Annotated in this window: 20 protein-coding genes; 10 read left to right on the forward strand and 10 right to left on the reverse strand. The window is 70.1% G+C overall.

The window, feature by feature from the left end:
* Window positions 1–423 precede the first annotated feature (423 nt).
* Both MWN52_RS12440 and MWN52_RS12445 read right to left on the reverse strand, forming a co-directional pair.
* Window positions 424–1,548, reverse strand: a complete 1,125-nt coding sequence (locus tag MWN52_RS12440; protein WP_130521234.1) for an inorganic phosphate transporter — start codon at window positions 1,546–1,548, stop codon at window positions 424–426.
* A 108-nt stretch (window positions 1,549–1,656) separates the two neighbouring features.
* Window positions 1,657–2,283, reverse strand: coding sequence for a DUF47 domain-containing protein (locus tag MWN52_RS12445; RefSeq protein ID WP_130521232.1), 627 nt, complete (start codon window positions 2,281–2,283; stop codon window positions 1,657–1,659).
* 274 nt (window positions 2,284–2,557) lie between these two features.
* Here MWN52_RS12445 and MWN52_RS12450 point away from each other — a divergent pair, with 274 nt between their 5' ends.
* Both MWN52_RS12450 and MWN52_RS12455 read left to right on the forward strand, forming a co-directional pair.
* On the forward strand, window positions 2,558–3,874 hold the full coding sequence (locus MWN52_RS12450; protein WP_130522945.1) for a hemolysin family protein: 1,317 nt from the start codon (window positions 2,558–2,560) through the stop codon (window positions 3,872–3,874).
* A complete protein-coding gene (locus MWN52_RS12455) occupies window positions 3,855–4,484 on the forward strand; it encodes an exopolysaccharide biosynthesis protein (protein ID WP_286574875.1) in 630 nt (209 codons plus the stop codon). Before MWN52_RS12450 ends, MWN52_RS12455 begins: the two co-directional genes overlap by 20 nt.
* Window positions 4,485–4,510: 26 nt before the next feature.
* Here MWN52_RS12455 and MWN52_RS12460 read toward each other — a convergent pair whose 3' ends face one another.
* The 3 genes from MWN52_RS12460 to MWN52_RS12470 all read right to left on the reverse strand — a co-directional run bounded on the left by MWN52_RS12460 (window position 4,511) and on the right by MWN52_RS12470 (window position 8,401).
* On the reverse strand, window positions 4,511–6,583 hold the full coding sequence (locus MWN52_RS12460) for a putative bifunctional diguanylate cyclase/phosphodiesterase (RefSeq protein WP_286577734.1): 2,073 nt from the start codon (window positions 6,581–6,583) through the stop codon (window positions 4,511–4,513).
* A gap of 50 nt (window positions 6,584–6,633) precedes the next feature.
* Window positions 6,634–7,518, reverse strand: coding sequence for a phosphate/phosphite/phosphonate ABC transporter substrate-binding protein (locus tag MWN52_RS12465; RefSeq protein ID WP_130531726.1), 885 nt, complete (start codon window positions 7,516–7,518; stop codon window positions 6,634–6,636).
* Between the two features lie 100 nt (window positions 7,519–7,618).
* The gene (locus MWN52_RS12470) at window positions 7,619–8,401 is read right to left on the reverse strand and encodes an RNA methyltransferase (protein ID WP_286574876.1); all 783 of its coding nucleotides are present in this window, start codon (window positions 8,399–8,401) and stop codon (window positions 7,619–7,621) included.
* A gap of 163 nt (window positions 8,402–8,564) precedes the next feature.
* On the opposite strand from MWN52_RS12470, the gene MWN52_RS12475 reads away from it, so the two are divergent.
* Complete coding sequence (locus MWN52_RS12475) at window positions 8,565–9,392, forward strand: inositol monophosphatase family protein (RefSeq protein WP_130522947.1); 828 nt, start codon at window positions 8,565–8,567, stop codon at window positions 9,390–9,392.
* Between the two features lie 709 nt (window positions 9,393–10,101).
* Here MWN52_RS12475 and murD read toward each other — a convergent pair.
* From murD to MWN52_RS12490, 3 genes are read right to left on the reverse strand one after another with little or no spacing between them, the layout of a single operon-like run.
* Complete coding sequence (gene murD / locus MWN52_RS12480) at window positions 10,102–11,490, reverse strand: UDP-N-acetylmuramoyl-L-alanine--D-glutamate ligase (RefSeq protein WP_286574877.1); 1,389 nt, start codon at window positions 11,488–11,490, stop codon at window positions 10,102–10,104.
* Window positions 11,471–12,835, reverse strand: coding sequence for a UDP-N-acetyl-alpha-D-muramoyl-L-alanyl-L-glutamate epimerase (gene murL, locus MWN52_RS12485; protein WP_286574878.1), 1,365 nt, complete (start codon window positions 12,833–12,835; stop codon window positions 11,471–11,473). Before murL ends, murD begins: the two co-directional genes overlap by 20 nt.
* A complete protein-coding gene (locus tag MWN52_RS12490; RefSeq protein ID WP_286574879.1) occupies window positions 12,828–15,425 on the reverse strand; it encodes a bifunctional aspartate kinase/diaminopimelate decarboxylase in 2,598 nt (865 codons plus the stop codon). The genes murL and MWN52_RS12490 overlap by 8 nt, the downstream gene beginning before the upstream one ends.
* Before the next feature lie 108 nt (window positions 15,426–15,533).
* Here MWN52_RS12490 and MWN52_RS12495 point away from each other — a divergent pair, with 108 nt between their 5' ends.
* The 4 genes from MWN52_RS12495 (at window position 15,534) to MWN52_RS12510 (ending at window position 19,976) form a co-directional block, all read left to right on the forward strand.
* Entirely contained in the window at window positions 15,534–16,424 is an 891-nt protein-coding gene (locus MWN52_RS12495; protein ID WP_286574880.1) for a PhzF family phenazine biosynthesis protein, read from the forward strand.
* On the forward strand, window positions 16,421–17,302 hold the full coding sequence (locus MWN52_RS12500) for a PhzF family phenazine biosynthesis protein (protein ID WP_286574881.1): 882 nt from the start codon (window positions 16,421–16,423) through the stop codon (window positions 17,300–17,302). The genes MWN52_RS12495 and MWN52_RS12500 overlap by 4 nt, the downstream gene beginning before the upstream one ends.
* Window positions 17,303–17,354: 52 nt before the next feature.
* Window positions 17,355–18,233, forward strand: a complete 879-nt coding sequence (locus tag MWN52_RS12505) for a PhzF family phenazine biosynthesis protein (RefSeq protein ID WP_286574882.1) — start codon at window positions 17,355–17,357, stop codon at window positions 18,231–18,233.
* Between the two features lie 147 nt (window positions 18,234–18,380).
* Window positions 18,381–19,976 carry an IclR family transcriptional regulator domain-containing protein gene (locus MWN52_RS12510; protein WP_286574883.1) on the forward strand — a complete coding sequence of 532 codons (1,596 nt, stop codon included), beginning with the start codon at window positions 18,381–18,383 and terminating at the stop codon, window positions 19,974–19,976.
* Between the two features lie 753 nt (window positions 19,977–20,729).
* On the opposite strand, the gene MWN52_RS12515 is transcribed toward MWN52_RS12510, so the two are convergent.
* Window positions 20,730–21,359 carry a glycine zipper 2TM domain-containing protein gene (locus tag MWN52_RS12515; protein WP_286574884.1) on the reverse strand — a complete coding sequence of 210 codons (630 nt, stop codon included), beginning with the start codon at window positions 21,357–21,359 and terminating at the stop codon, window positions 20,730–20,732.
* A 135-nt stretch (window positions 21,360–21,494) separates the two neighbouring features.
* A complete protein-coding gene (locus MWN52_RS12520) occupies window positions 21,495–21,929 on the reverse strand; it encodes an OsmC family protein (RefSeq protein ID WP_130522954.1) in 435 nt (144 codons plus the stop codon).
* 394 nt (window positions 21,930–22,323) lie between these two features.
* On the opposite strand from MWN52_RS12520, the gene MWN52_RS12525 reads away from it, so the two are divergent.
* The 3 genes from MWN52_RS12525 to MWN52_RS12535 all read left to right on the forward strand — a co-directional run bounded on the left by MWN52_RS12525 (window position 22,324) and on the right by MWN52_RS12535 (window position 23,825).
* On the forward strand, window positions 22,324–22,710 hold the full coding sequence (locus tag MWN52_RS12525) for an HU family DNA-binding protein (protein WP_130520907.1): 387 nt from the start codon (window positions 22,324–22,326) through the stop codon (window positions 22,708–22,710).
* Window positions 22,711–22,869: 159 nt separating this feature from the next.
* A complete protein-coding gene (locus MWN52_RS12530) occupies window positions 22,870–23,448 on the forward strand; it encodes a M23 family metallopeptidase (RefSeq protein WP_286574885.1) in 579 nt (192 codons plus the stop codon).
* A 74-nt stretch (window positions 23,449–23,522) separates the two neighbouring features.
* The gene (locus tag MWN52_RS12535) at window positions 23,523–23,825 is read left to right on the forward strand and encodes a DUF3861 family protein (protein ID WP_228257949.1); all 303 of its coding nucleotides are present in this window, start codon (window positions 23,523–23,525) and stop codon (window positions 23,823–23,825) included.
* Window positions 23,826–23,840: the final 15 nt, after the last annotated feature.

The raw sequence follows: 23,840 nt of genomic DNA on the forward strand, positions 1-23,840 counted from the left end.
GGGTCTTGTCCTCGCCCCTCCGCTGTGCCTCACGGGGATCTGAAAGTCCAAAGCAGAAGCAACCGCAACAGCCGAAGCCGTCGTGCTTTGGCTTTGGCTTTGGTTCTTGCTTCTGCTGTTGCCCTACCCCCCCCTTGAGGTCGGGCGGAGGACGACGGGTCAAACCCGAAGGGCGACGCGCAGGACGCGCGTCGTTTTTGGAAGGGACATGGATGTCCCTTCCAAAAATTCCCGGCGGCCGGAGCGGACTTTTCGCGTAGCGAAAAGCCGACCGCCGGGGTGTGCTTTCTTTGGCCTACCTTTCTTTGCACAAGCAAAGAAAGGTAGGTCGGGCGGCGAAGCCGCACGAAAGCCTTTGCCGTCGCTCAAACAAAAACGGGAAGCCCCAAGGCTTCCCGTTCCAATCACAAGCGGCCAACAGGCTTACGCCCACCCCACCCGCTGCAATCCCCACAGCAACCCATAGGCGATCGCCCCGGCGGCCGGGATGGTCAGGATCCAGGCCCACACGATGCGCTCGATCACCCCGATCTTCAGCGCCTTCGGATTCTTGGCGAAGCCCACGCCCATGATCGCAGTGGAGATGCTGTGCGTGGTCGATACCGGCATGCCGAAATGCGCCGCCACGGTCAGGATCGTGGCCGAGCTGGTCTCGGCCGCGAAACCGTGGATCGGGTGCAGCTTGACCATCTTGTGGCCGAGGGTCTTGATGATCTTCCAGCCGCCCGAGGCCGTGCCGGCGGCCATCACCACCGCGCAGGTCAGCACGATCCACAGCGCCACATCGGCGCTGCCTGCGCCCGCCTGCGGATGCAGGAAGGCCAGCCACGGCGGCAGATCGTCCAGCGCGCCGGTCTGCTGGGCGCCCATCAGGGTCAGGGCGATGATGCCCATGGTCTTCTGCGCGTCGTTGTGGCCGTGCGCATAGCCCATGTAGGCGGCCGAGGCGATCTGCGCCTTGCCGAAGAACGCATTGACCCAGCGCGGGCGCGCCAGGCGGCGCAGCGTGCCGCCGGCGCGCGCCATGCCGGCGATGATCGCCCACAGCAGCAGCATCACCAGCACGCCCAGCACGAAGCCGGCGATCGGCGAGGTCACCATCGGCACGAACACCTTCCACAGCAGGCCCTTGTTCTTGACCCAGGTGCCGGCGCTCTCCGACCAGATCAGCGCGTCCCAGTTGTTGTGCGCGGCGGCCAGGGCCGCGCCGCACAGCCCGCCGATCAGCGCATGCGAGGACGAGGACGGCAGGCCCTTCCACCAGGTGATCAGGTTCCAGACGATGCCGCCCAGCAGCGCGCACAGGATCACCTGCGAGGACGCGGCGACCACGTTGGTGTCGATCAGGCCAGTGGCGATGGTGGCCGCCACCGCGGTGCCGGTCAGCGCGCCGATCAGGTTGGTCACCGCCGCCAGGGCCACGGCCCAGCCCGGCGCCAGCACCTTGGTGGAAACCACCGTGGCGATGGAATTAGCCGTGTCGTGGAAGCCGTTGATGAACTCGAAGATCAGCGCGGCCAGGATCACCACCAACACCAGGGTCAGCATGGCGCGCGCTCCCCTGCCGGGGCACGCAATGGGCGGTGCAGGCACAAGCCGGCAAGGCCGGCGTGCGAAGTCCCGGAGCCGGGCGGCATGGCGTTCGAGCGCATGGGATCAGGAGTTCTTCAGCACGATCTGATAGACCACCGCGCCGGCTTCCTGGCAGCGGTCGATGGCCTTCTCCAGGATCTCGAAGAACTCCTTGAGCAGGAACATCTGCAGGTAGTCCAGGCGGCCGGAGTAGATGTCCCGGTACAGCTCCAGCATCAGCCGGTCGGCCTCGTTCTCCAGCGCGCGCAGCTTCTCGTACAGCGCCGTGGTGCGATCCAGGTTCATCTTGGGCAGCACGTCGACCATGTCCTTCACCACGCCGGCGGCCTGCTCGAGCATGGCCGCGCGCGGGGCGAAATCGATCTGCTCCAAGTGCTTGATCGCCAGCGAATAGCGGTCGGCGAACTTCTCCACCTGCTTGGGGATCTTGTGCAGCGCCGAACCGAGCGCCTCGATGTCCTCGCGCTCGATCGGGGTGATGAAGCTGTCCACCAGCGCCTGGCCGATCTTGTCCGAGGCCGCGCGCTCGCGCTGGCGGGCGAGCTTGAAAGCGTTGAGCGCCGGCTGGCGGTCGCTGCTCTTCATCATCGCGTGCAGCGCCTGGGTGCTTTCGTGGGCCGCGTCGGCCGCCTCGTCGAGCAGGGTATAGAACTGCTGGCCGGAACCGAAAATCGTCTGCAGGGAAAACATGCGTCGCTCGCACCCACCGTCGCGGGAGGGACGGCCATCAGGGCGCGATTATGACAATTTCGTTTCGGCCGGGCAGCAACAAGCTTGTCAGCTGGGCGCAAGTCGTTGATCCGATTGCCTTACCGGCGTTATTGGCACTCACGTCGGGTTTGCTAAACTGCGCCGGCGCCCTGTACGGGGCGCATCTTATGGACGACGACCCTTATCCCCCCGCCGCCCGCGCGGCCATCCGCCGGACACGTTCCGCCCTGTCACCTAATGTGGAGGGCAAGCCGTGCTCGAGCTGCTGACCGTCCTGTTCCTGATCGCCCTCAACGCCTTCTTCGCCCTGTCGGAGATGGCGCTGATGACCTCGCGCAAGCTGCGCCTCAAGCAGCAGGCCATCGAAAGCCGCGGCGCGCGCGCGGCGCTGGCCCTGGCCGAGCATCCCGACAACCTGCTGTCCACCGTGCAGATCGGCATCAACCTGATCGGCATCCTGGGCGGCGTGTTCGGTGGCGATGCCATCGGCGCGATCATCGCCGGCTGGCTGGACGGCTGGTTCCCGGGCCTGGCGCAGTACAACGCCCGCATCGGCGTGGCCACCGCGGTCACCCTGATCACCGCCGGCTATGTGATCTTCGGTGAGCTGATTCCCAAGCGCCTGGCGCTGACCAACCCCGAGAAGATCGCCGCGGTGGTGGCCCTGCCGCTGACCGGGCTGCTGCGCATCTCCAAGCCGATCGTGGCCCTGCTCGGCGCGATCAACCGCGCCGTGCTGCGCCTGCTGGGCATCAAGGACGACGCGCGTCAGGCGGTCACCGAAGAGGAGATCCGCATGCTGGTGAGCGAGAGCCACGAGCAGGGCGTGATCGACGACGACGAACGCAACATGGTCAACCGCGTGCTGCGCCTGGGCGACCGCACCGCCGACAGCCTGATGACGCCGCGCAAGCGCATCGTCTGGCTGGACATCGCCGCGCCCTACGAGCAGAACCTGCAGACCATGCGCGAATCGCAATACTCGCGCTTCCCGGTCTACCGCCACAACGACCAGGACGTGGTCGGCGTGCTGGAGGTCAAGTCGCTGCTGGACCGCATCGCCGACCACTCGCCGGAACTGTTCACGGACCTGCGCAAGGCGCTGTTCGTGTCCGAGTCCACGCATGCCATGAAGCTGCTGGAGATCCTGCGCGAGGAGCAGCAGTCCCTGGCGCTGGTGGTGGACGAGTACGGCGAGATCCAGGGCATGGTGACCCTGAGCGACCTGATGAACGCGGTGGTCGGCCGCCACCACCAGATGGCCGAGAATCCCGATCCCAAGGCCCTGGTCACCACCCGCGACGATGGCTCGCTGCTGATCGACGGCTCGCTGTCCACCGACGATCTGCGCGAGCTGCTCGGCGGCGTGGCCCTGCCCGACGAGCAGGAAGAGGACTACTACACCGCCGCAGGCATGGTGATCGAGCACTTCGGCCGCATCCCGCACGTGGGCGAGCACTTCGAATGGGCCGGCTGGCGCATCGAGGTGGTGGACCTGGACGGCGCGCGTGTGGACAAGCTGCTGCTGCAGAAGCTGGACGACGCCGACGATGACGACATCGTCGGCTGAGCCGGGGGCCGCCACCACGCGCAGTCTGCTGGACGAGATGGCCAGCGGCGATCCGAACGAACGCCTGCGCCTGGTGGACCTGCTGGCCGATCTCCAGCAGAGCGCGTTCGGCATGCTGCTGTTCATCGGCGTGCTGCCCTCCTTCATTCCTATCCCCGGCGTGGCCGGGGGCCTGAGCGGTCCGCTGGTGATGCTGGTCGGCGCGCAGCTGCTGCTATGCCTGCGCAAGCCGTGGCTGCCGCGCTTCATCGCCATCCGCGGCCCGATGCGGCACTCGGTGGTGCGCTTCCGCGACGCGCTGGCCAAGCCGCTGCGCTGGCTGGAGAAGGTCGTCCGCCCACGCTGGCCCGGCATGCTCGACAGCCGCCTGGCCAGTGCCTTCACCGGCCTGCTGCTGTTGCTGCTGGGCGTGCTGCTGGCGCTGCCGATCCCGTTCACCAACTACCTGTTCGGCCTGCTCCTGCTGCTCTATGTCTTCGCCCTGCTCGAGCGCGACGGCATGCTGCTGCTGGCGGCCTGGGTGCTGGGCGCGGTGGCCATCGCGGTGTTCGGCGTGGCCTCGGGCAATCTGGCGCACATGGTGATCCATCAGGTGCAGCGGCTGTTCTAGCCCCGCTGAGCGGGATCCCGGAACGCTCAGGCCAGCAGCTGCACGAACTCGCTTTCGTTGAGCGGATAACCCAGCCAGTAGCCCTGCGCCAGGTCGCAGCCGCGCTCGCGCAGCAGGTCGAACTGGCCCTGCTTCTCCACGCCCTCGGCCACCACCGCGATGCCCAGCGAATGGGCCATGGCGATGATCGCGCTGGTCAGCGCCAGATCGTCGTGGTTGCGCTGCAGGTCGGCCACGAAGCTGCGGTCGATCTTGACCCCGTCCACCGGCACGCGGCGCAGGTGGCTCAGGCCCGAGAATCCGGTGCCGAAGTCGTCCAGCCATACCTTGACCCCGGCGCGATGCAGCTTGGCCAGCATTTTGCTGGCATGGGCCTCGTCGCCGATCACCGCGGTCTCGGTCAGCTCCAGGTGCAGGCGGCCGGCGGCCAGACCGGTCTCGCGCAGCACCTCGGCCACCAGTTCGGGCAGGTCGCCGCTGCGCAGCTGGCGCGGGGAGACGTTGACCGACACGAACGGCGCTTCGCCGCTGGCGATGCCGTTCCAGCGCGCCGCCGCCGCGCAGGCCGCGCGCAGCACGCGCGGACCGATCTGTTCGATCAGCCCGCTCTGCTCGGCCACGTCGATGAAGACCATCGGCGAGACCGCGCCCAACTCGGGGTGGTGCCAGCGCAGCAGCGCTTCGGCGCCGACGATGCGATTGTCGGCCAGGCGGTAGATCGGCTGGTAGACCAGGCTCAGCTCGTCGCGGTCCCAGGCGCCACGCAGCTCGGATTCCATGCGCACGCGCCGCTCCACCGCCTGGTCCATGGCGCGGCTGTAGAAGCGGTAGCAGTTCTTGCCGGCCATCTTGGCCTGGTACATGGCCACATCGCCGTTCTTCATCAGCGCCGTGGCGCCGGCGGCGTCCTCGGGGAACAGGGTGATGCCCACCGAGGTGCCCAGGAACACCTGCCGGCCCTGCACCATCAGCGGCTCGCCCAGCGACTGCACCATCGCCTCGGCCAGCGCGGCGGCCACCGCGCGCACATCGCCGTGCTGGATCAGGATCACGAACTCGTCGCCGCCGAAGCGCGCCACCATCGCCTCGTCGCCGCCCAGGCGCTCGACCACCTCGCGGATGCGCGTGGCGAAATACACCAGCACCTCGTCGCCCGCCTCGTGGCCGAGTGAATCGTTGACCCGCTTGAAGTCGTCGATGTCGGCGAACAGCAGCGCCAGCTGGCGGCCACCGCCGCGCACCAGCAGCATGCGGTGATCCAGGCTCTCGCGGAACGCCAGCCGGTTGGCCAGCCCGGTCAGCGCATCGGTATAGGCCATGCGCCGCACGTCCTTGTCGTGCCGGGAGATGCTGTCGCTCATCTCCGAGAACGCGCGCACCAGTTCGCCGACCTCGTCCTCGCGCGCACTAACCGGGCGCGGCACGTCGTAGTCGCCCACGCCGATCGCGCGCGCCGACTGCGCCAGGGCGCGGATCGGCCGCACCAGGGTGCGCTGCACATACCAGGCCATGCCCACCCCGACCAGCAGCAGCGCGCCGAGCAGCATCACGATCCAGCCGGCATGACGCCGGCCCAGCGCCTCCAGGCGATCGCGCAGCAGTGCGGAGGCGCGCTCCTCGCTGGCGCGCACCGAATCGAGCGAGTAGCCGATGCGCACGCCGCCCAGGCGCGAATCGCCCAGCTCGACGACCCGGGAGATCTCCACCACCTTTTCGGTCCACTGGGTCAGCGGCGCGCGGCTGGCCAGGGCGCGCGCGGCCAGCGGGTCGCGCATCGGCTGGCCGTAGGAGGCCATGTCCCAGGAGCCGTCGTTGACCACGTTGCCGGCCTCGTCGAACACCAGCACATAGGCCACGTCCGGCTGCAGGGTGGCCTCGCGCACCAGCACGCCGATGGCGTCCAGGTCCGAGTAGTACATCGGGTTGGCCAGCGAATCGGCCAGCTGCTCGGCCATCGCGCTGCCGCGGCGGGTCAGGCCTTCGGCGGCCATCGACTGCACCGCCTGGCGGCCCAGCGCATCGACCTCCTGCTGCATCGCGTGCTGGCGCTGCAGCAGGACCGCCAGCAGCAGCACGATCATCAGCAGCGTCACGCCCATCGCCAGCGAAAGCTGGGTCTGCAGGCCGAAGCGGGTGCGCCGGCTCAGGTTCACTCGACCTGCTCGCGCACGCGGGCGCCGGCCTGGCGCACATGCTCGAGCGCCTTGAGCGCCGGAGCATCCAGTTCAAGGAAGCGCGTGGTGCCGAAGAAGCGCTTCAGCGCATCGCGCGCCTGCGGATCCTGCGCGGCCTGCAGCAGCACCTGGCGCAGGCGCTCGCGCACCGCCGGCGACAGGCCCGGCCGGACCATCTCCAGCGCGCGCGGGAAGTCGGGCGACTGCGCCAGCACGCGCATGTTGCGGCGGAAGGCCAGCGGCATGCGCCGCTCGTCCTTCCAGTCCAGATCGTTCAGCGCCCCGGCCTCGACCATGCCCTTGTCGACCCAGGCGGCGATGTTGAACTCCGAGCGCGCGAACACGTAGCCGACCGACTGCGCGTCGGGCCGGTCGCGCGGGGAGAGCAGGATTTCCAGCGGCAGATGCGCGTCGAGCAGCATCGAGGCCGGCACGATGTAGGAGCTGGTCGAGCCCACGCCCTGCAGCGCGATCGACTTGCCGCGCAGATCGGCCAGCGAGGTCAGGCCCGAGTCGGCCCGGGCGAAGATCAGCGTGTGATAGAGGCTGGCGCCGCCGCGCTCGGTCAGCAGCAGCGGCTGCGCGCCGGTGCGGCGCTGCAGCTCCACGCCGGTGCCCGAGGTCTCGGTGACCCAGTCCACCCGGCCGCGGCGCAGGTAGCTGCTCATCTGCCGCGCGTCGCGCGCCATCAGGATGCGGCCGCCGGTGATGCCGACATCGCCCATGCGCGCCACCACGTAGTCCAGCAGCGGTTTGAGCTGGGCGTAATGGGCCTTGGGATTGTCGCTGATGCGTCCCAGCACCAGCACGTGCGGATCGTCCTCACCCGGTGCCGGGGCGGCCCGCAGGGGCATCGCCATCGCCGCACACACCAGCAGCACGCCAAGGAGCCAGTAGCGCAAACGGGGACTTCCGCAATGGAGACGCGCCAGCCTAGCTGACTTTGACATCACCGGACAATCACGCGGCTCCTGCCTGGCCGGCCAGGCGCGCCATGCGCTGGCAGTCGGCCAGGATGCCGCGCAGCAGGCGCACTTCCTTTTCGTCCAGGCCCGCGCGCAGGTACAGGCGGCGCAGCTTGCGCATGGCCGATTCGGGCGCGCGGCCCTTGTGGAAGTCGACCTGGTCCAGCGTGTCCGCCAGCTGGGCGAAGAAGCCTTCGAGCTGGGCGTGCGTGGCCGGGGCCGCGCCGGGATCGGTCTGGTCCGCTTCCGCCGGCGGGCTGGCGTCCTGGGCTTCGCGCAGCGCCAGGCGCGTCTCGTAGGCCAGCACCTGCACCGCGGCGGCCAGGTTGAGCGAGCTGTAATCGGGGTTGGCATCGATATGCACGGCCGCGTGGCACAGCTGCAGCTCCTCGTTGGTCAGCCCCGTGCGCTCGCGGCCGAACAGCAGCGCCACCGGCGCCTGCCGCGCGACCCGCGCCAGCTGTGCGGCCGCCTGGCGCGGGCTGTGCTCCTCCAGCTGCACCCGGCGGCTGCGCGCGGTGCAGCCCAGCACCAGCTGACAGTCGGCGAGCGCGGCGGCCAGGTCGTCGGTGACCAGCGCATCGGCCAACAGGTCGTCCGCGCCGGCGGCGCGGCGGAAGGCCTCCTCGTGTGGGTACTTCTCCGGCTGCACCAGGACCAGCTGGGCCAGGCCCATGGTCTTGAGCGCGCGCGCGGCGGCGCCGATGTTGCCGGGATGCTGGGTGCCGACCAGCACGAAGCGGATGCGCGCGGCGGCGCTGGAATCGATGGTGTCCATGCCGCGATTTTAGGTGTTCGCGCCCTCATCCGTCCTCCCCGCACACCCCAGGACAGGGCCCGCGGCCGAGGGCGGTGCTAGAATGCGCGGTCCGGCCGCCGCGCCGGCCTGCTCTTTCCATCTGCCGCGTACCACACGCCCCGCCTGACCGAGGTCGCTTCGCATGCTCAATCCCGTCGTCACCGTCATGACCAAGGCCGCGCGCGTCGGGGGCAATGTGCTGCTGCGGAGCATGAACAAGCTCGAGAGCCTCAACGTGGTCCAGAAGGACCGCATGGACTACGCCAGCGAAGTCGATGCCGACGCCGAGAAGGCGATCATCAAGGAACTGCGCCGCGCCTACCCCGAGTACGGCGTGATCGGCGAGGAAGGCGGCGTGCTGCCCGGCAAGAACCCGCGCTACCACTGGGTCATCGATCCGCTGGACGGCACCAGCAACTACCTGCACGGCTTTCCGCATTTCTGCGTTTCCATCGCGCTGGTGGACAACGGCGAACCGAGCGATGCGGTGATCTTCGACCCGCTGCGCAACGAGCTGTTCACCGCCAGCCGCGGCGCCGGCGCGCAGCTCAACGAGCGCAAGATCCGCGTGTCGGACCGCAAGGAGCTGGCCGGCGCGATGCTGCACACCGGCTTCCCGCCGCGCGAGCGCGCCCGCGTCGGCGCCCAGCTCGAATGCGTGCGCGAGCTGCTCAACCACGCCGAGGACATCCGGCGCACCGGCTCGGCCGCGCTGGACCTGGCCTATGTGGCCTGCGGCCGCGCCGACGCCTACTTCGAGGCCGGCGTGAAGGCCTGGGACATCGCCGCCGGTGTGCTGCTGGTGCGCGAGGCCGGCGGCAAGGCCAGCGACTTCAAGGGCGCCGCGCTGGCGCGCATGGACGACGGCGCCAAGGCCGAAGGCCGCCAGGTCATCGCCGGCAACCTGCGGGTGGCCGATGCGGTGCAGAAGGTGGTGGCGCAGTCGGGGTATGCGGCGGCGTTTGCTTGATGGGGTGTGCGGCCTTGGCGCTTCAAGGCTTCAAGCAGGCGCTTTGAAGCAAGAGCTCTAAATCCAAGGCTTTGAAGCCAAGGCTCTGAAGCAGGAGCAAAGCTTTCGCGCCTGCGGGCGCGAGCTACTTTTGTCTTGTCAAAAGTAGCCAAAACCGCTTCTCGCCGGGACGCGAGCCGCCGCTGCGCGGCGGTCCCCTGCGCTTCTCGGAAGTCAGGGCATTTATCCCCTTTTAGGGACGTCGCCCAAACTCGCTTCGCTCAAACAGGGCGACTCTTCGGCCCTGACTTCCTGCGATGCTCGGCTCGCTTTACGGCTCAGACAGGTAAAGCAACGGCAACAACAACGACCACGGCAACAGCAGTAGCAGTAGCAGTAGCAGTAGCAGTAGCAGTAGCAGTAGCAGTAGCAACGATAACGGCAACGGCCGAAGCAGCTCTCTCAGATCGTCATTCCCGCGAAAGCGGGAATCCAGGGACTTTGCTCTTTGCGGTTGCGGTTGCGGTTGCTCTCAATCACGTTGTAAAGCAAAGCGGAGAGGCAGGAGCCGCTACCGTAAAGCCAGCCCTGACAAACCTTCGGGCGCGCAAGCGCCCTTGTACAAGCAAGAAAGTAGATCTGTCCGCGGAGCGCCACGAAAGCGCTCGGCTTACAGCATAAAAGCCCTGGCGATCTCGCCTCAACTCACGCGCACACCGCGCGCAAGCCCTCAAGCCACCCCTAAACCCGGTATCGCCACAATCGCCTCGGGATCGAACCCCGCGATCCGCGCGAAATCCTTGCCGCGTTCGACGTAGTCGCGGTACATGCCGAAACTCGGCGCGCCCGGCGACAGCAGCACGAGGCCCTGCCCCTCCAGCATCGCCTCGGCCTGGTGCACCGCGGAAGACAGGTCAGCCGCGGCGGCCAACAGGAAACCGCCCTCGCCCGCCACCGCCTCCAGCAGCGCATGGATGCGCGGGCCGTTGGCCCCCAGGGTCACGATGCCCAGCGGCGCGTGCTGGCGCATGGCCTGGGCGAAGTCGTGCCAGTCCAGGCCACGGTCATGCCCGCCCACCAGCAGCGCGATGCGCTGACCGGCGAAGCAGTCCAGCGCCGCCAGCGTGGCGTGCGGGGTGGTGGCGATCGAATCGTTGACGTAGGTCAGGCCGCCGCGCGTGCCAAGCGTCTGCAGGCGGTTGGGCAGCGGGCGGAAGTCCAGCGCGGCCGGCGCCAGCGGCGCGGCATCCAGGCCCAGCGCCTCGATCGCCGCCAGCACCGCGCACAGGTTGCCGCGGTTGTGGCGGCCGGGCAGCGGCACCGCGCGCGTGTCGAACACCTGCGCGTCGCCGCGATACAGCAGCTCGCCGCGCAGATGCCAGCCGTCCTCGCGGTTGAACCAGACAATGCGGCTGTCGGGCAGCACCAGCTGCGAGAGCACCGGATCGCGCGCGTTGAGCACGGCGGTGCGCGGCGCGGCGCGCGTGACCAGCGCGAGCTTGTCCTCGATGTAGCGCTGCTCGCTGCCGTGCCAGTCCAGGTGCTCGGGGAACAGATTCAGCACCACCGCCACCTCGGGGCGCACGCCGCTGTCGGCGACCGCGCCGGTCTGGTAGCTGGACAGCTCGATCGCCCACAGCTCCGGCGCGGGCCGCGGGTCCATCACCTCCAGCAGCGGCAGGCCGATATTGCCGGCCAGCGCGGTGCGATGGCCGCCGGCGCGCAGCAGGTGGGCCAACAGCGCGGTGGTGGTGCTCTTGCCCTTGGTGCCGGTCACGCACACGGTGCGCGCGTCGGGATGCTCGGCGAACCACAGCGCCGTGCCACCGAGCAGACGCGCGCCGGCGGCCTGCGCTTCCAGCGCCTCGGGCGAATACGGGCTGATGCCCGGCGACTTGATCACCACCTCGAAGCGGCCCAGCGCCGCGCCGGTGACCTCGACCTGCGGCAACAGCAGCGGATCGCCCAGCGTCGCGGCCTGCGCCGCCTCGGCCGGGCTGCAGAACAGGGTCAGCGCCTGTCCCGGCAGCCGGCTGCGCAGCAGGGCGTGGGCGGCGCGCCCCTCGCGCCCCCAGCCCCACAGCGCGACGCGCCGGCCCTCAAGCTGCGAAATTCGCACGCAGCTGCTCCCACAGAGCGGGCGGGATGCGGTGCTCGCCCTCGGGCTGCAGCAGCGGGGCGATCTGCAGGTCGGTCGCATCCAGCTGCGGGGCGATCTCGCGGTTGAAGCGCGCCACCAGCGCGTCCTCGCGCCACTCCGGCCGCTGGCCCAGCGCGGCCATCGCCGCGCGCGACTCGCGTCCCTCGCCCACGCATTCGAACGGCTTGTGGTCCTGGTACTCCAGCAGCGCATCGAAGCCGGCGGTCTGCGCGGCATCGTCCAGCAGGTTGCGGCCGAAGATGTTCAGCAGGCGCGGCTTGGGCATGAAGTTGCTCAGCGCCAGGAACACGAAATGGCACTTGGGGCACTGCCCGCACCAGCGGTTGACCGGACGCTCGCCCAGGATGTGGAAGTTGCGGTTGCAGCTGGAAAAGTGCGCGTCGTAGTGGTCGGTCTTGGCGAACTGCCGCGCCACCGCCAGCTCGGACAGCGGCCGCAGCAGCGAGTAGTAGTGCAGGTCGGCGGCGACCAAGCGCTGCACGTGCGCGCCGAACAGCGACTCGAACGCCCAGCCCTTGGACCACTGGTGGTTCACCTCGCCGGTGCCGGGGATCAGGCTGCCGTAGCTGGCCGAGCGCTCGTTGGAGAACACCACCTGGTCCACCCCGCGCAGCAGCGCGGCCACCACCAGGATGGCCGAGTTGATCGCGGTCACCGGGATATGACCGTTATAGGCGCCCTGGCGGTTGAGCTCGAACAGCGCCGGCGCCAGCGCGCGGCCGATATTGAGCGTGGGCAGGCCGGTGCGCGCCGCGCAGGCGGCGATCAGCTGCGAGCCGCCGATCCAGCTCACCGTCTGCGCCACGCCGGCCTGGCGCAGCGCCTCGATGGACACCAGCGAATCCTTGCCGCCGCCGATGGCCACCAGCGCGTGCGGCGCCAGGCCCAGCGTCGGCGCCAGCGCGGCATCGGCCGCCTCGCTGGCGGGGAAGCGGATGCGCCCGTGCAGGTCCAGGCCGTTGCGATAGGCGAACTCGCCCAGACCGTGGGTGTAGAGATCCTCCATCAGCGCGGCGGTGTCCGCATCGATGGGCTCGCCCTCGATCACAAGTTCGGGCGGCACGGCGGCCTTGTAGTAACTCACGCCGGCGATCAGGTGCAGCAGGCGCAGCGCGCGCCGCAGCGCGTGTTCGCGCGCGGGGTCCAGTGCGAACGGCGCGCCGGGGAAGCTCACCGTCTCCACCAGCTCCGGGCCCTGGTCGAAGGCATAGCGCAGACGCGCCACGCCGGTGGCCGGGTCGAAGTCGCAGCCGCTGAAACGGAACTGCTTGACCGTCTCGCGCTGGAACGTCCAGTCAGACATCGAGGGTCGTCTCCTTGGGCAGCGCACGCTGGTTGTAGGTGCTGGCCATGCTGTAGCCATAGGCGCCGGCGTCGGCGATCAGCATGACGTCGCCCGGCGCGCTCGCCGCCGGCAGCGCGCGGCGGCGGCCGAACACGTCGGAGGATTCGCAGATCGGGCCGACCACGTCGAAGCTGGCCGTGTCCGCGTCGTCCAGGCGGCTGAGGTTGGCGATGTCGTGCCAGGCGTCGTACAGCGCCGGGCGGATCAGGGTGTTCATGCCCGCATCCAGGCCCACGCGCAGCACGCCGTCCTTCTCGATCATCTGGGTGGCGTGGGCCAGCAGCACGCCGGCCTCGGCCACCAGGTAGCGGCCCGGCTCGATGGCCAGGCGGAAGGCGGGATGCACGGCCTTGACCTCCTCCAGCCCGCGCGACCAGGCGTCCAGGTCGAAGGGCTCGTCATCGGCGTGATAGGGAATGGGCAGGCCGCCGCCGATGTCGATCACCTCGATGGTGCCGATGCGGCGGGCGAAGCCGGCCAGCTCGTCGCACATCAGGCGCCAGTGGCCCTCGGCCTCCACGCCGCTGCCCAGGTGCGCGTGCAGCCCGGTCAGGGTGATGTTGAGGCTGCGCGCCAGCGCGACGAACTCGTCCACGCGCGCGGCCGACAGCCCGAACTTGGACGCCTTGCCGCCGGTGTTGACCTTCTCGTGATGGCCATCGCCATGGCCCAGGTCCACGCGCAGCCACAGGGTGCGGCCCTTGAAGACCTCGGGCCAGCGTTGCAGCGCCTCGACGCTGTCGATGGTGACGTTGACGCCGAGCGCCAGCGCCGCCTCGTACTCGTGCCGGGGCGCGAAGCTCGGGGTGAACAGCACGCGGCGCGGCTCCAGCTGCGGCAGCGTGGCGAAGACGTGCTCCAGCTCGCCCAGCGACACGCATTCCAGGCCGAAGCCCTCCTCCGCCAGCGTGCGCAGGATGGCCGGATGCGAGTTGGCCTTGATCGCGTAGAAGCGCTGGTCGATCTGCTTGATCGCAGCCAACGCGCGGGCGCGCTCGCGCACGGTCGGCAGGTGATAGGCGTAGACCGGCGTGCCGGCCTGGGCCAGGTCCAGCAGCTGCGCGCGCCTGGCCTGCCACCACGGCGTGGGGCGCGGGCGCAGCGCGCCGTTGAGTTCGCGCCAGCGCGGGCCGAACACGCTGGTTTCTTCCACCGGCATGGCGCCCGAGTCGATCAGCTCGCCGTGCAGGATCGGCAGCAGGCCGTCGGCATCGGCCTCGTCGATGACGAAGGTCAGGTTCAGGTCGTTGGACGACTGCGAGATCAGGTGCACGCGCTCCTTGCCGAAGGTCGCCCACACATCCGACAGCTTGTGCAGCAGCGAGCGCATGCCGCGGCCGACCAGGGTGATGGCCGCGCACGGCGCGATCACCTTGACCCGGCAGATCTCGGCCAGGTCCGAGGACAGCGCGGCCAGCACGTCGGTGCTGACCAGGTTCTCGGAAGGATCCAGCGACACGGTGACGTTGGTCTCCGACGAACCGATCAGGTCCACCGACAGGCCGTGCTTCTTGAAGCGCGCGAACACATCGGCCAGGAAGCCGACCTGCTGCCACATGCCGATGCCTTCCATCGACACCAGCACGATGCCGTTGCGGCGGCTGATCGCCTTGACCCCGGGGATGGTGACCGCGTTGCCGTCGATGCTGGTGCCCGGCAGCTCGGGGCGCTCGGTGTCCAGGATCGCCATCGGCACGCCGGCGTCGCGGCACGGCTTGATCGAACGCGGATGCAGCACCTTGGCGCCGGTGGTAGCGATTTCCTGCGCCTCGAAGTAGTCCAGGCGCGTGAGCAGCCGCGCGTCCGGCACTTCCTTCGGGTTGGCGCTGAACATGCCGGGCACGTCGGTCCAGATCTCCACGCGCTGGGCCTTGAGCAGGGCGCCGAAGTACGCCGCCGAGGTGTCCGAGCCGCCGCGGCCCAGGATCGCCGTGCCGCCGTCGCCGTGGCGGGCGATGAAGCCCTGGCTGATCAGCACGCGCGTGGGCTGGGTGCGGAAGCGCGCGCGCCAGTCGTCGCTGCCGCGCGGATCGCACGACACCGACAGGCGCTGCGCCCAGGCGCTCTGGTTGGGGATGGTCATCGCATCGAGCCACTCGCGCGCATCGCACCAGCCGATGTCCAGGCCGTTCGCGGCCAGGTAGGCCGCGCCGATGGTCGAGGACAGCAGCTCGCCCTGGCCCAGCACCTCGGCCTGCCAGTCCAGCGCGCGAGTGGCCGCGCGTGGGTCGGTGGCCAGCGCGCGCAGCGCGGCCAGGCGCTGGCCGAGCACGGCCTGCGCGTCCAGCTCCAGCTCGGCCACGAACTCGCGGTGGCGCAGCTCCAGCGCGGCCACACGGGCCTCGGCGTCCTGGGCGCCGTCGGCGATCGCGGTCAGCTCGTTGGTGACGCCCGACAGCGCCGAGACCACCACCAGCACGCGCGCGTCGTGTTCCTCGGCGCGTTTTTTGGCCAGCTTCCCGATGGTGTCCCAGCGATGACGACGCGACACCGAGGTGCCGCCGAACTTGAGCACGATCCAGCGATCGTTCGGGGGGGAAGCGGACATGGGGACTTTGCGGTCTACGATGGGGAGGAAAAACCCGATCACGCGGGCGGAACCTGCAATTCTAATGGAACACGCCCAGCCAAGCCCCCGCGGCCCCAGGACCCGACCATGATCCAGCGCCGCTACCTGCAGCTCGACGTCTTCGCCGACCGCCCCGGCGCGGGCAACCCGCTGGGCGTGGTGGTCGATGCCCATGCGCTGGACACCGCGGCCATGCAGGCGCTGGCCGCCTGGCTGAACCTGTCCGAGACGGTCTTCTTCCAGCCGCTGGGCGGCTACGGCGCCGACTACCACGTGCGCATCTTCTCGCCGAGAACCGAGCTGCCCTTCGCCGGCCACCCCAGCGTGGGCGCCGCCTGGGCCGCGCTGTCGCTGGGCCTGGTGCGGTCCGAGCACCTGCACGCGCAGGCCGCGGGCGAGGTCGATCTGATCCAGCAGTGCGCCGCCGGGATGCTGCCGGTGCGGGTGCGCCAGGCCGACGGCGCGCGCCGGATCTCGGTGCGCACCCCGCGCGCGGTGCACCGCTTCGACGTGCCCCCGCCGGCCTGGCTGCTGGCGCCGCAGGTGTTCGGCGCGGCCCGCGGTCCCCTGCCGCCGGCGCTGTACAACAACGGCCCGGACTGGTGGCTGCTGGAACTGGCCGACGAGGCCGCGCTGCGCGCCTGGCAGCCGGATCTGGGGCAGATCGCCCTGCTGCCGGGGAAGGGCAAGCTGGCCGCCTTCGCCCGCAGCCATGGCGGTACGCATGAGCTGGTGGTGCGCGCCTTCGCCCCGGCCAGCGGCGTCCCGGAGGACCCGGTCACCGGCAGCGCCAACGGCCTGATCGCCGCCTGGCTGCACGCGCGCCAGGCACTGCCCGGCCGCGGCGGCCGTTACCGGGTCAGCCAGGGCCGCGAACTGGGCCGCGACGGCCTGATCGAGGTGGAAGTGGATGCCGAGGGCGAGGTCTGGATCGGCGGCCTGGTGCAGCCGGTCATCCAGGGCCAGATCACCTGGTGAGCGCGCCGGGCCGGCGCTACCTGCAGCTGGACGTGTTCGCCGCGCGTCCAGGCTGCGGCAATCCGCTCGGCGTGATCCTCGACAGCGACGGCCTGGACAGCGACGCGATGCAGGCGCTGGCCGCCTGGCTGGGGCTGCCCGAGACGGTGTTCTTCGTGCCTGCCGCCGAAGGCGCCGACTTCCACGTGCGCATCTTCACACCCGACTGCGAGCCGCCCTTCGCCGGCCATCCCAGCGTGGGCGCGGCCTGGGCCGCCGTCGCCTGGGGCCTGGCGAGCCCGCGCGATGGCCGCCTGATCCAGCAATGCGCGGCCGGCCTGCTGCCCGCCCAGGTGCGGCAGGTCGATGGCGTGCTGCAGGCCCGGATCCGCGCGCCGCGCGCGCGGGCGCTGCCCACCCCGCCCCACGCCCAGGCCCTGCTGGACGCCGCGCACCGCGGCTGGGCCTTGGCTGCGGCGCCGGCGCTGTGGAACAACGGCCCGGGCTGGTGGCTGCTGGAACTGGCCGACGCCCAGGCGGTGCGCCGCGCGCACCCGGACTTCGGCGCGATCGCCGCGCTGGCCCGTGCCACGGCCAGCCTCGGCGTCGCGCTCTTCGCCGCGGAAGCCGCCGACGGCCACGACCTGGTCGTGCGCGCGTTCTGCCCCGCCGATGCGCCCAACGCGCCCGAAGACCCGGTCACCGGCAGCGCCAACGCCTGCATCGCGGCGTGGCTGCACGCACAGGGCCGGCTGCCGGGCATCGGCGGGGCCTGCGTCGCCAGCCAGGGCCGCGAGGGCGGCCGCGACGGCCGTGTGTACCTCGAGGTGGACGCCGACGGCGAGGTCTGGATCGGCGGGCAGGTCCAGGGCGTGGTCGAGGGCACGCTGCACTGGTGAGGCCACGGCGCGCTGCTACCCTGCACGCCCCTTCCCAGCTGCTCCTGTGCCCATGCAATCGCGTCGTTTCCTGCAGGTCGATGTCTTCTCCGCGCGCGCGGGCAATGGCAATCCGCTGGCGGTGGTCCTGGATGCGCAGGGGCTGGACGAGGCCGCCATGCAGGCCATCGCGCGCTGGACCAAGCTGCCGGAGACGACCTTCGTCTTCCCGGCCCAGGACGAGCGCGCCAGCTACCGGCTGCGCATGTTCGCCCCGCAGAAGGAGGTGCCCTTCGCCGGCCATCCCAGCGTGGGCACCGCGCACGCGGTGCTGGCCGCGGGCCTGGCCGTGCCGCGCGACGGCGTGTTGATCCAGGACGGCATCGCCGGGCGCCTGCCGCTGCGGGTGGAGAGCCTCGACGGACGCCAGCGCATCGCCATCCGCGTGCCTCGCGCCTCGCTGGCCGAGGTGGTCGACCCGGCCGATGCGCGCCTGGCGCCGGCCATCGCCGGCTGGCCGCTGGGAGCGCTGCCGCCGGCGCTGATGGACGGCGGCCGCAAGTGGTGGGTGGTGGAACTGGCCGACGAGGCCGCATTGCGCGGCCTGACGCCGGACTGGGACGCGATCGCCACCCTGGCGGAAGGCTCCGGCGCGATGGGCGTGTTCGCCTATGCCCGCGCGACCGGCCAGCCCGACTACCAGCTGGCGGTGCGCGCTTTCGTCGGCAACGGCCGGCGGTTCGAGGACGCGGCCTCCGGCGCGGCCGCCGCGGTGCTGGCGGCCTGGCTGGACCAGCGCGGCGCCCTGCCCGGCAGCGGCGGGCGCTATGTCGCAAGCCAGGGCCGGGAGGTCGGCTTCGACGCCCTGCTGGAGCTGTCCATCGACGCCGCCGGCGAGGTGTGGTCCGGCGGCCAGGTGCAGACCGTGGTGCGCGGCACGCTGGACTGGTGAGCCCCACCGTGCGCAGCGGACGGACCGATCCACCGGCGCACTCCCCGCCCCGGCCCGGTTTGCCGGACAATGCGCCGCGCGCGGCCCGCCCCGGCCGCGGCATCTTCACTGCCCCACATCGGCCAGCGGGCCAGGATGACCGGCGACATGAGTGAGAACACGCGCAAGGCGACCGGCACCATCGAACGCGCGCTGGATGTCCTCGAGGCGATCGGTACCTCGCCCAAGGGCGTGACCTTCGCCGAGATCGCCCAGCAGGTGCAGCTGCCGCGCACCACCGCCTACCGCATGCTCAGCGGCCTGATCGAGCGCAACCTGGTCCGGCGCGAGTCCACCCGCCGCGCCTACCGGCTGGGCTTCGGCGCGCTGCAGCTGAGCCGCGAATCGCATCCGGCGCCGCAGCTGGTCGTGGCCGCCAACATCGAGCTGAACTATCTGCGCGCCATCACCGGCGAGACCACCAGCCTGTGGGTGCGCGACGGCCTGGAAGTCATCGCACTGGAACGCGCGCGCGGCGCGCACCGCTCGCAGGGCGACACCCACGTCGGACAGGGTCGTCTGCTGCACGTCACCGCGGCCGGCAAAGCGCTGCTGGCGGCCATGCGCACCGGGGAGCGCAATCCGCTGCTATCGAGGCTGCCGATGACACCGTTCACGCCCAACAGCGCGACCAGCCGTGAGCAGGTCAACGCCATGATCGCCACGGTCAAGGAGCGCGGCTACGCCATCGACGACGAGGAAAGCCGCCTGGGCGCGCGCTGCGTGGCCGCGGTGATCCGCGACATGCAGGGCGTGGTGCGCGGCGCGCTGAGCCTGTCCGGGGCCACCGAGCGCTTCACGCCCGAGCGCATGGCCGCCTTCGGCACCGAGCTGACCGAGGCGGCCCAGCGCATCGGCGAGCGCCTGGCCGGCGCCGTCGAGGTCACCCATGACGACCAGGTCGCACGCGTGCCCGGCCCGCCCGCCACCGGCGGCGATTTCGCCACCTGGTCGGCCGCGCGCAACGCCTGGTACTGGATCGACACCGCCACGGCCACCCTGCACCGCGCCACTCAGGAACAGGACCAGCGCATCGCCACGCTGACGGTGGCCGCGCGCGGCCTGCACGCCACGCCGATGGGCCTGGAAGTGGTGCACGCCGAGGGCATCCTGCGACTGGATTTCGACGGCCAGCCGGCGGCACGACAGCTCGACCGGCGCGGCCAGCCCGCGCCGATCGCGGCCTGCGTGCAGCCCGACGGTCGCGAGTGGCAGGTCACGCCGGACCCGGCCGGCGGCTATCGCATCGCCACCTGGCTGCACACCGGCATCGCCGTGCCGGGCTGGCGCATCGACGACCGCATCGACGCGCTGTGCTGGAACCCGGCCGGCACGCGCCTGTTCGCCGCCAGCGCCACCACCGGCACGCTCTATGAGATGCGCCCAGGCGATGCGCGCATCCGCCGCCTGGCCGTGGTGCCCAAGGCCTCGGGCGAGGTGCGCAGCCTGGCGGCCGACGCGCAGGGCGATGTCTGGGTCGCCCTGCACGGCGGCTGGGCGGTAGCGCGCGTCTCGGCCGAAGGCGGGATGATGCAGGAGGTGGTCGGGCTGCCCCTGGCGTGGCCGACCAGCGTTGCCGTGGGCGGCAGCGATGGCCACCAGCTGGCGATCACGATCGCCGCCGGCCCCGATGCCACCGAGCCGCACGCCGACGCCCCGGAAACCGGGCTCTACCTGCTCGAACGGCCGGCTCCGCCGAAGTAGTCGCGCGCCGCGCGGCGCGCCCAGCAGCGGTGCTCTTCGCCTGAGTGCGGAGGATGCGGACCTGCTGATGCGATGAGCGTGGCGTGGTGGTGAGCACTACTTCGCCGACAAGTCTCGACCCGGCCGGGCGCGGCTTCTCGGCTCGGTCCGCCATCCCTGGCAGACTCGCCGCCGCTGGCCATCCCTGGCCCGCGCTCCGCGCGCCCGCCCGGGTCGAGGCTCCTCGAGCGTGCAGATCAGGACTCCTTCCAACGAAGGCATTGAGCAAGCGCTGTGCCCCCTCCCTTTCGCCGCAGGCGAAGAGGAGCTCGAAGTCGCGAACTAGCGACTGAGGGGGTGGGGTGCTTTTTGCTGTTGCTCTTGCTTCTGTGGCTTGACCGGTAAAGCCCGACCCCTCCCCATCCCTCCCCTGCGCTGCGCGCAAGGGAGGGGGCCTCAAGTCGATGCCTTCCCGTGACTGATCGCATTTGGCGCAAGGAAGAAAGTTCGAACGACCGCGCAAACCGAAGCGCTATGACCTGACGCGCGCAGCAGCGGGCCGGCGGGCGGTGACCGCGCCTAGCGAGGCAGGAAGCCGAGCGCCCGAGTCAGGGCAGGATGCCCTGATCGAGGGAAAAGCGGACACCGCCCGCCGGACCGATGCCCCTCCGAAGCCGAAGCACACACCGCCTCAATTACTTGGTCCAGCGACCACCCAAAAAACAAAAGGGGCCACAGGGGCCCCTTTTGCTTGCAGATGTCGATGCAGCGTTTTCAGTTCTGCGCGGCCACCACATCCACACGCACGCGAATGCGATCGCCCGGGTTATAGGCAGTGCGGGTCTGATAGGTCCGGCCGGCATATTCGTAGGTGACGTTGTAGCCCTCCACCTCGCCTTCGTAACGCTGGTCGGAGACCGGCTCGCAGACGCGCACCGTGCCGCGCTCGGTGTGCGAGTTGTCGTAGACCGACTGACCGGCCGCGGTGCCGGCGGCGGTGCCCACCGCGGTGCCGATCACCCGGCCCGTCCCGCCGCCGAAGCGGCTGCCGACCACGGCACCGAGCACACCACCGGCGATGGTCGCCGCGATGCGTCCGCCCGGCGTGGACTGGCGCTGGCCATTGCCATCGTAGTAATCGCCACCGCGCGCATACGCATCGTCAGCATCGCGGTAATAGCACTGCTGCTGGGGAGGCGGCGGCGCAGCGATGATGGGATCGACCCGCACCACGCGCGCATAGCCGTAATTGCCGCTGTCGCGGCCGTCGTAATAGTCGCGGCTGTTGGACGCGTAGCCATCGCCATAGCGCTGCGCGTAGTAATCCGCATAGCGCGACTGGGCGGACGCCGGCGCGATGCAGGTCACACCGATCAGGAACAGGCCGAGCGTGGAGCGGATCATGTGGGCGGTCTCCGGCGCCGGATCGGCGCATGCGCGCATCGTCGAGCCGCCCCGGTGAGCCGGTCCTGAACCAGGCCGGCGGCCTGTCGCGCGTTCAACCGCGCGACAGGCCCTTTTCTGGAACGCCAGACAGACTCAGCCGGCGAACTCGGTCTCCAGGCTCACCGGCACCGCCTTGAGCGCCTTGGACACCGGACAGTTCTCCTTGGCGTTCTCGGCAATCTCCTTGAACTTGGCCGCGTCGATGCCCGGCACCACGCCCTTGACCTTCAGGCGGATGTGCGAGAGCGCGGGGCCGCCTTCCATGGACAGGTCCACTTCGGCGCGCGTGTCCAGCGAGGTCGGCGGCGAGCCGGCCTCGGTCAGCAGATTGGACAGGGCCATGGTGAAGCAGCCGGCGTGCGCGGCGGCGATCAGTTCCTCGGGATTGGTGCCCTTCTCGGCACCGAAGCGGCTGTTGAAACCGTAAGGCGTGTCGGACAGCAGCCCGCTCTGCGGCGTGGACAGCTTGCCCTTGCCAGACTTCAGGTCGCCTTCCCAGTGTGCGGTGGCCGGACGCGAGATACCCATGCGATGTGCTCCTGTGTGCTTGAAAGGGACCCGCAGCCTAAGCGCCACGATGTAAGCGCACCGTGCCGGCCGCGCGTAGGCCATCGCGCAGTGCGGCAAAAACACGCGAGACGTTGTTTCCCCCCCCTGACCTCCGATCGCTTTTTTGTGGGAGCCGCCATGGCAGCGAAGGGCTTTATCGGCAAGGCCGCATCGCCGCCATGGCGGCTCCCACACTGGGGTTCGACACCTTCAAAAGCGTCACCGGAAGCTCGCCCACGCGCCTTTGGTCGAGAAAACACGAAAAAACCGCGAAAAAAGCCGAATTCCTCTTGGCTGGGCTCGCGCCTTGCCCTACATTCCGCAGGCCGACCGTTCGGCCAGTACATCCACCAACACGGTACACAGGACACATATGGCAAAGACCACCAAGAAGGTAGCGCCGAAGAAGGCCGCCAAGACCGCCGCCAAACCGGCTGCTCCCAAGCCGATCAAGGAAGCCCTGACCAAGTCCGGTCTGGTCGCCCACATCGCCGAATCCAGTGGCGTGGCTCCGAAGGACGTGCGCGCTGTCATGGCTGCGCTGCAGTCGGCCATCCAGGGCTCGGTGAGCAAGAAGGGCGCGGGCACGTTCACCCTGCCGGGCCTGCTGAAGATCAAGACCGTCAGCGTGCCGGCCAAGCCGAAGCGCAAGGGCATCAACCCCTTCACCAAGGAAGAGCAGTGGTTCGCCGCCAAGCCGGCTTCGACCAAGCTCAAGGCCACCTTCATGAAGACGCTGAAGGATTCGGCGGCCGCCTGATTCCTGAAGGCGCCACCGGTTTCACTGCTCGGGACGGCCTTGGCCGTCCCGAGTCGTTTCTGGGCTTCCCGCATCGCGGACAAGGCGCAGCCGGAACGACCGTCTCGCGTCGCGCGCCTTGACCGCAGGCTCATCGGCGGCACGCCACGCTTAAGGCACATGCAAGCACCGTCCGCCACCACGCCCGCTCGCCGCCTGCGCCGCGCCCTGCTCTGGCTGGTCGCGCTGGCCCTGCTGGCCTGGGCCGCGGGCTGGGCGTGGAACCAGCCCTTCATGCAGACCCCGCGCATGCTCTGGCGCGTGACGCGCATGCCGCCGGCGCAGGCGCTGCCGGTCCCGGTCGAAGGCGTGCGCGCCACGCGCATCGCCGCCACCTTCGGCGCGCCGCGCGGGCGCGACCGCACCCATGCCGGCGTGGACATCTTCGCCGCGCGCGGCACGCCGGTGCGCAGCGCCACACCGGGCGTGATCGTCTCGATTCGCGATGGCGGCCTGGGCGGGCGCCAGGTGTGGGTGCTCGGACCAGGACGCGAGCGCTACTACTACGCGCACCTGGACGACTGGGCGCCCGGATTGCGTGAAGGACGCAGCGTCCTGCCCGGCGACCTGCTCGGTTTCGTCGGGACCACCGGCAACGCGCGCGGCACGCCGCCGCACCTGCACTACGGCATCTACGGCGCCGATGGCGCGCGCGATCCGCTGCCGGCATTGCGCGCCTGGCGCCCGCCGGAACACTGAGTCGCGCCCCACCGGCTCGCGCGACGGCGCGCGGATACCTACCTTGGCCACTCGCACTTCGCCTCGTGACCGCCATGCAGGACCCTCGCCCGCACCGCTATCGCATCACCATCACGCCAGTCGAAGACGACGGCTACCCGTGCCGCGACCGCTGCAGCATCGAATTCGAACATCGCGCCAGTCAGGACTGGCTGCGCCTGATGCACCAGTCGCAGCGTCACCGTCAGCTCAGCGCGGACGAGCGCGCCGCCACCCTGGTGGCCAGCCGCGTGCTGCGCGATCTGGCCCATCGCCATCGCGATGCGCAGGAGGACCCGTTCGCGCCGCTGGAGCCGGCGCTGGACCGCTTCATCGCCGGGATCGACCCCAACCGCTAGCGCAGGCCGCGCGTA

The sequence above is a fragment of the Pseudoxanthomonas winnipegensis genome, assembly GCF_030322905.1.
Lineage (GTDB): Bacteria > Pseudomonadota > Gammaproteobacteria > Xanthomonadales > Xanthomonadaceae > Pseudoxanthomonas_A > Pseudoxanthomonas_A winnipegensis.

Bases quoted from the DNA above. Each gene is read 5' to 3' on its own strand.
- MWN52_RS12440 (WP_130521234.1), bottom strand. From the start codon at position 1,548: ATGCTGACCCTGGTGTTGGTGGTGATCCTGGCCGCGCTGATCTTCGAG.
- MWN52_RS12445 (WP_130521232.1), bottom strand. From the start codon at position 2,283: ATGTTTTCCCTGCAGACGATTTTCGGTTCCGGCCAGCAGTTCTATACC.
- MWN52_RS12455 (WP_286574875.1), top strand. From the start codon at position 3,855: ATGACGACATCGTCGGCTGAGCCGGGGGCCGCCACCACGCGCAGTCTG.
- MWN52_RS12460 (WP_286577734.1), bottom strand. From the start codon at position 6,583: ATGGGCGTGACGCTGCTGATGATCGTGCTGCTGCTGGCGGTCCTGCTG.
- MWN52_RS12465 (WP_130531726.1), bottom strand. From the start codon at position 7,518: ATGGCGATGCCCCTGCGGGCCGCCCCGGCACCGGGTGAGGACGATCCG.
- MWN52_RS12470 (WP_286574876.1), bottom strand. From the start codon at position 8,401: ATGGACACCATCGATTCCAGCGCCGCCGCGCGCATCCGCTTCGTGCTG.
- MWN52_RS12475 (WP_130522947.1), top strand. From the start codon at position 8,565: ATGCTCAATCCCGTCGTCACCGTCATGACCAAGGCCGCGCGCGTCGGG.
- murL (WP_286574878.1), bottom strand. From the start codon at position 12,835: ATGTCTGACTGGACGTTCCAGCGCGAGACGGTCAAGCAGTTCCGTTTC.
- MWN52_RS12490 (WP_286574879.1), bottom strand. From the start codon at position 15,425: ATGTCCGCTTCCCCCCCGAACGATCGCTGGATCGTGCTCAAGTTCGGC.
- MWN52_RS12495 (WP_286574880.1), top strand. From the start codon at position 15,534: ATGATCCAGCGCCGCTACCTGCAGCTCGACGTCTTCGCCGACCGCCCC.
- MWN52_RS12505 (WP_286574882.1), top strand. From the start codon at position 17,355: ATGCAATCGCGTCGTTTCCTGCAGGTCGATGTCTTCTCCGCGCGCGCG.
- MWN52_RS12510 (WP_286574883.1), top strand. From the start codon at position 18,381: ATGAGTGAGAACACGCGCAAGGCGACCGGCACCATCGAACGCGCGCTG.
- MWN52_RS12515 (WP_286574884.1), bottom strand. From the start codon at position 21,359: ATGATCCGCTCCACGCTCGGCCTGTTCCTGATCGGTGTGACCTGCATC.
- MWN52_RS12520 (WP_130522954.1), bottom strand. From the start codon at position 21,929: ATGGGTATCTCGCGTCCGGCCACCGCACACTGGGAAGGCGACCTGAAG.
- MWN52_RS12525 (WP_130520907.1), top strand. From the start codon at position 22,324: ATGGCAAAGACCACCAAGAAGGTAGCGCCGAAGAAGGCCGCCAAGACC.
- MWN52_RS12530 (WP_286574885.1), top strand. From the start codon at position 22,870: ATGCAAGCACCGTCCGCCACCACGCCCGCTCGCCGCCTGCGCCGCGCC.
- MWN52_RS12535 (WP_228257949.1), top strand. From the start codon at position 23,523: ATGCAGGACCCTCGCCCGCACCGCTATCGCATCACCATCACGCCAGTC.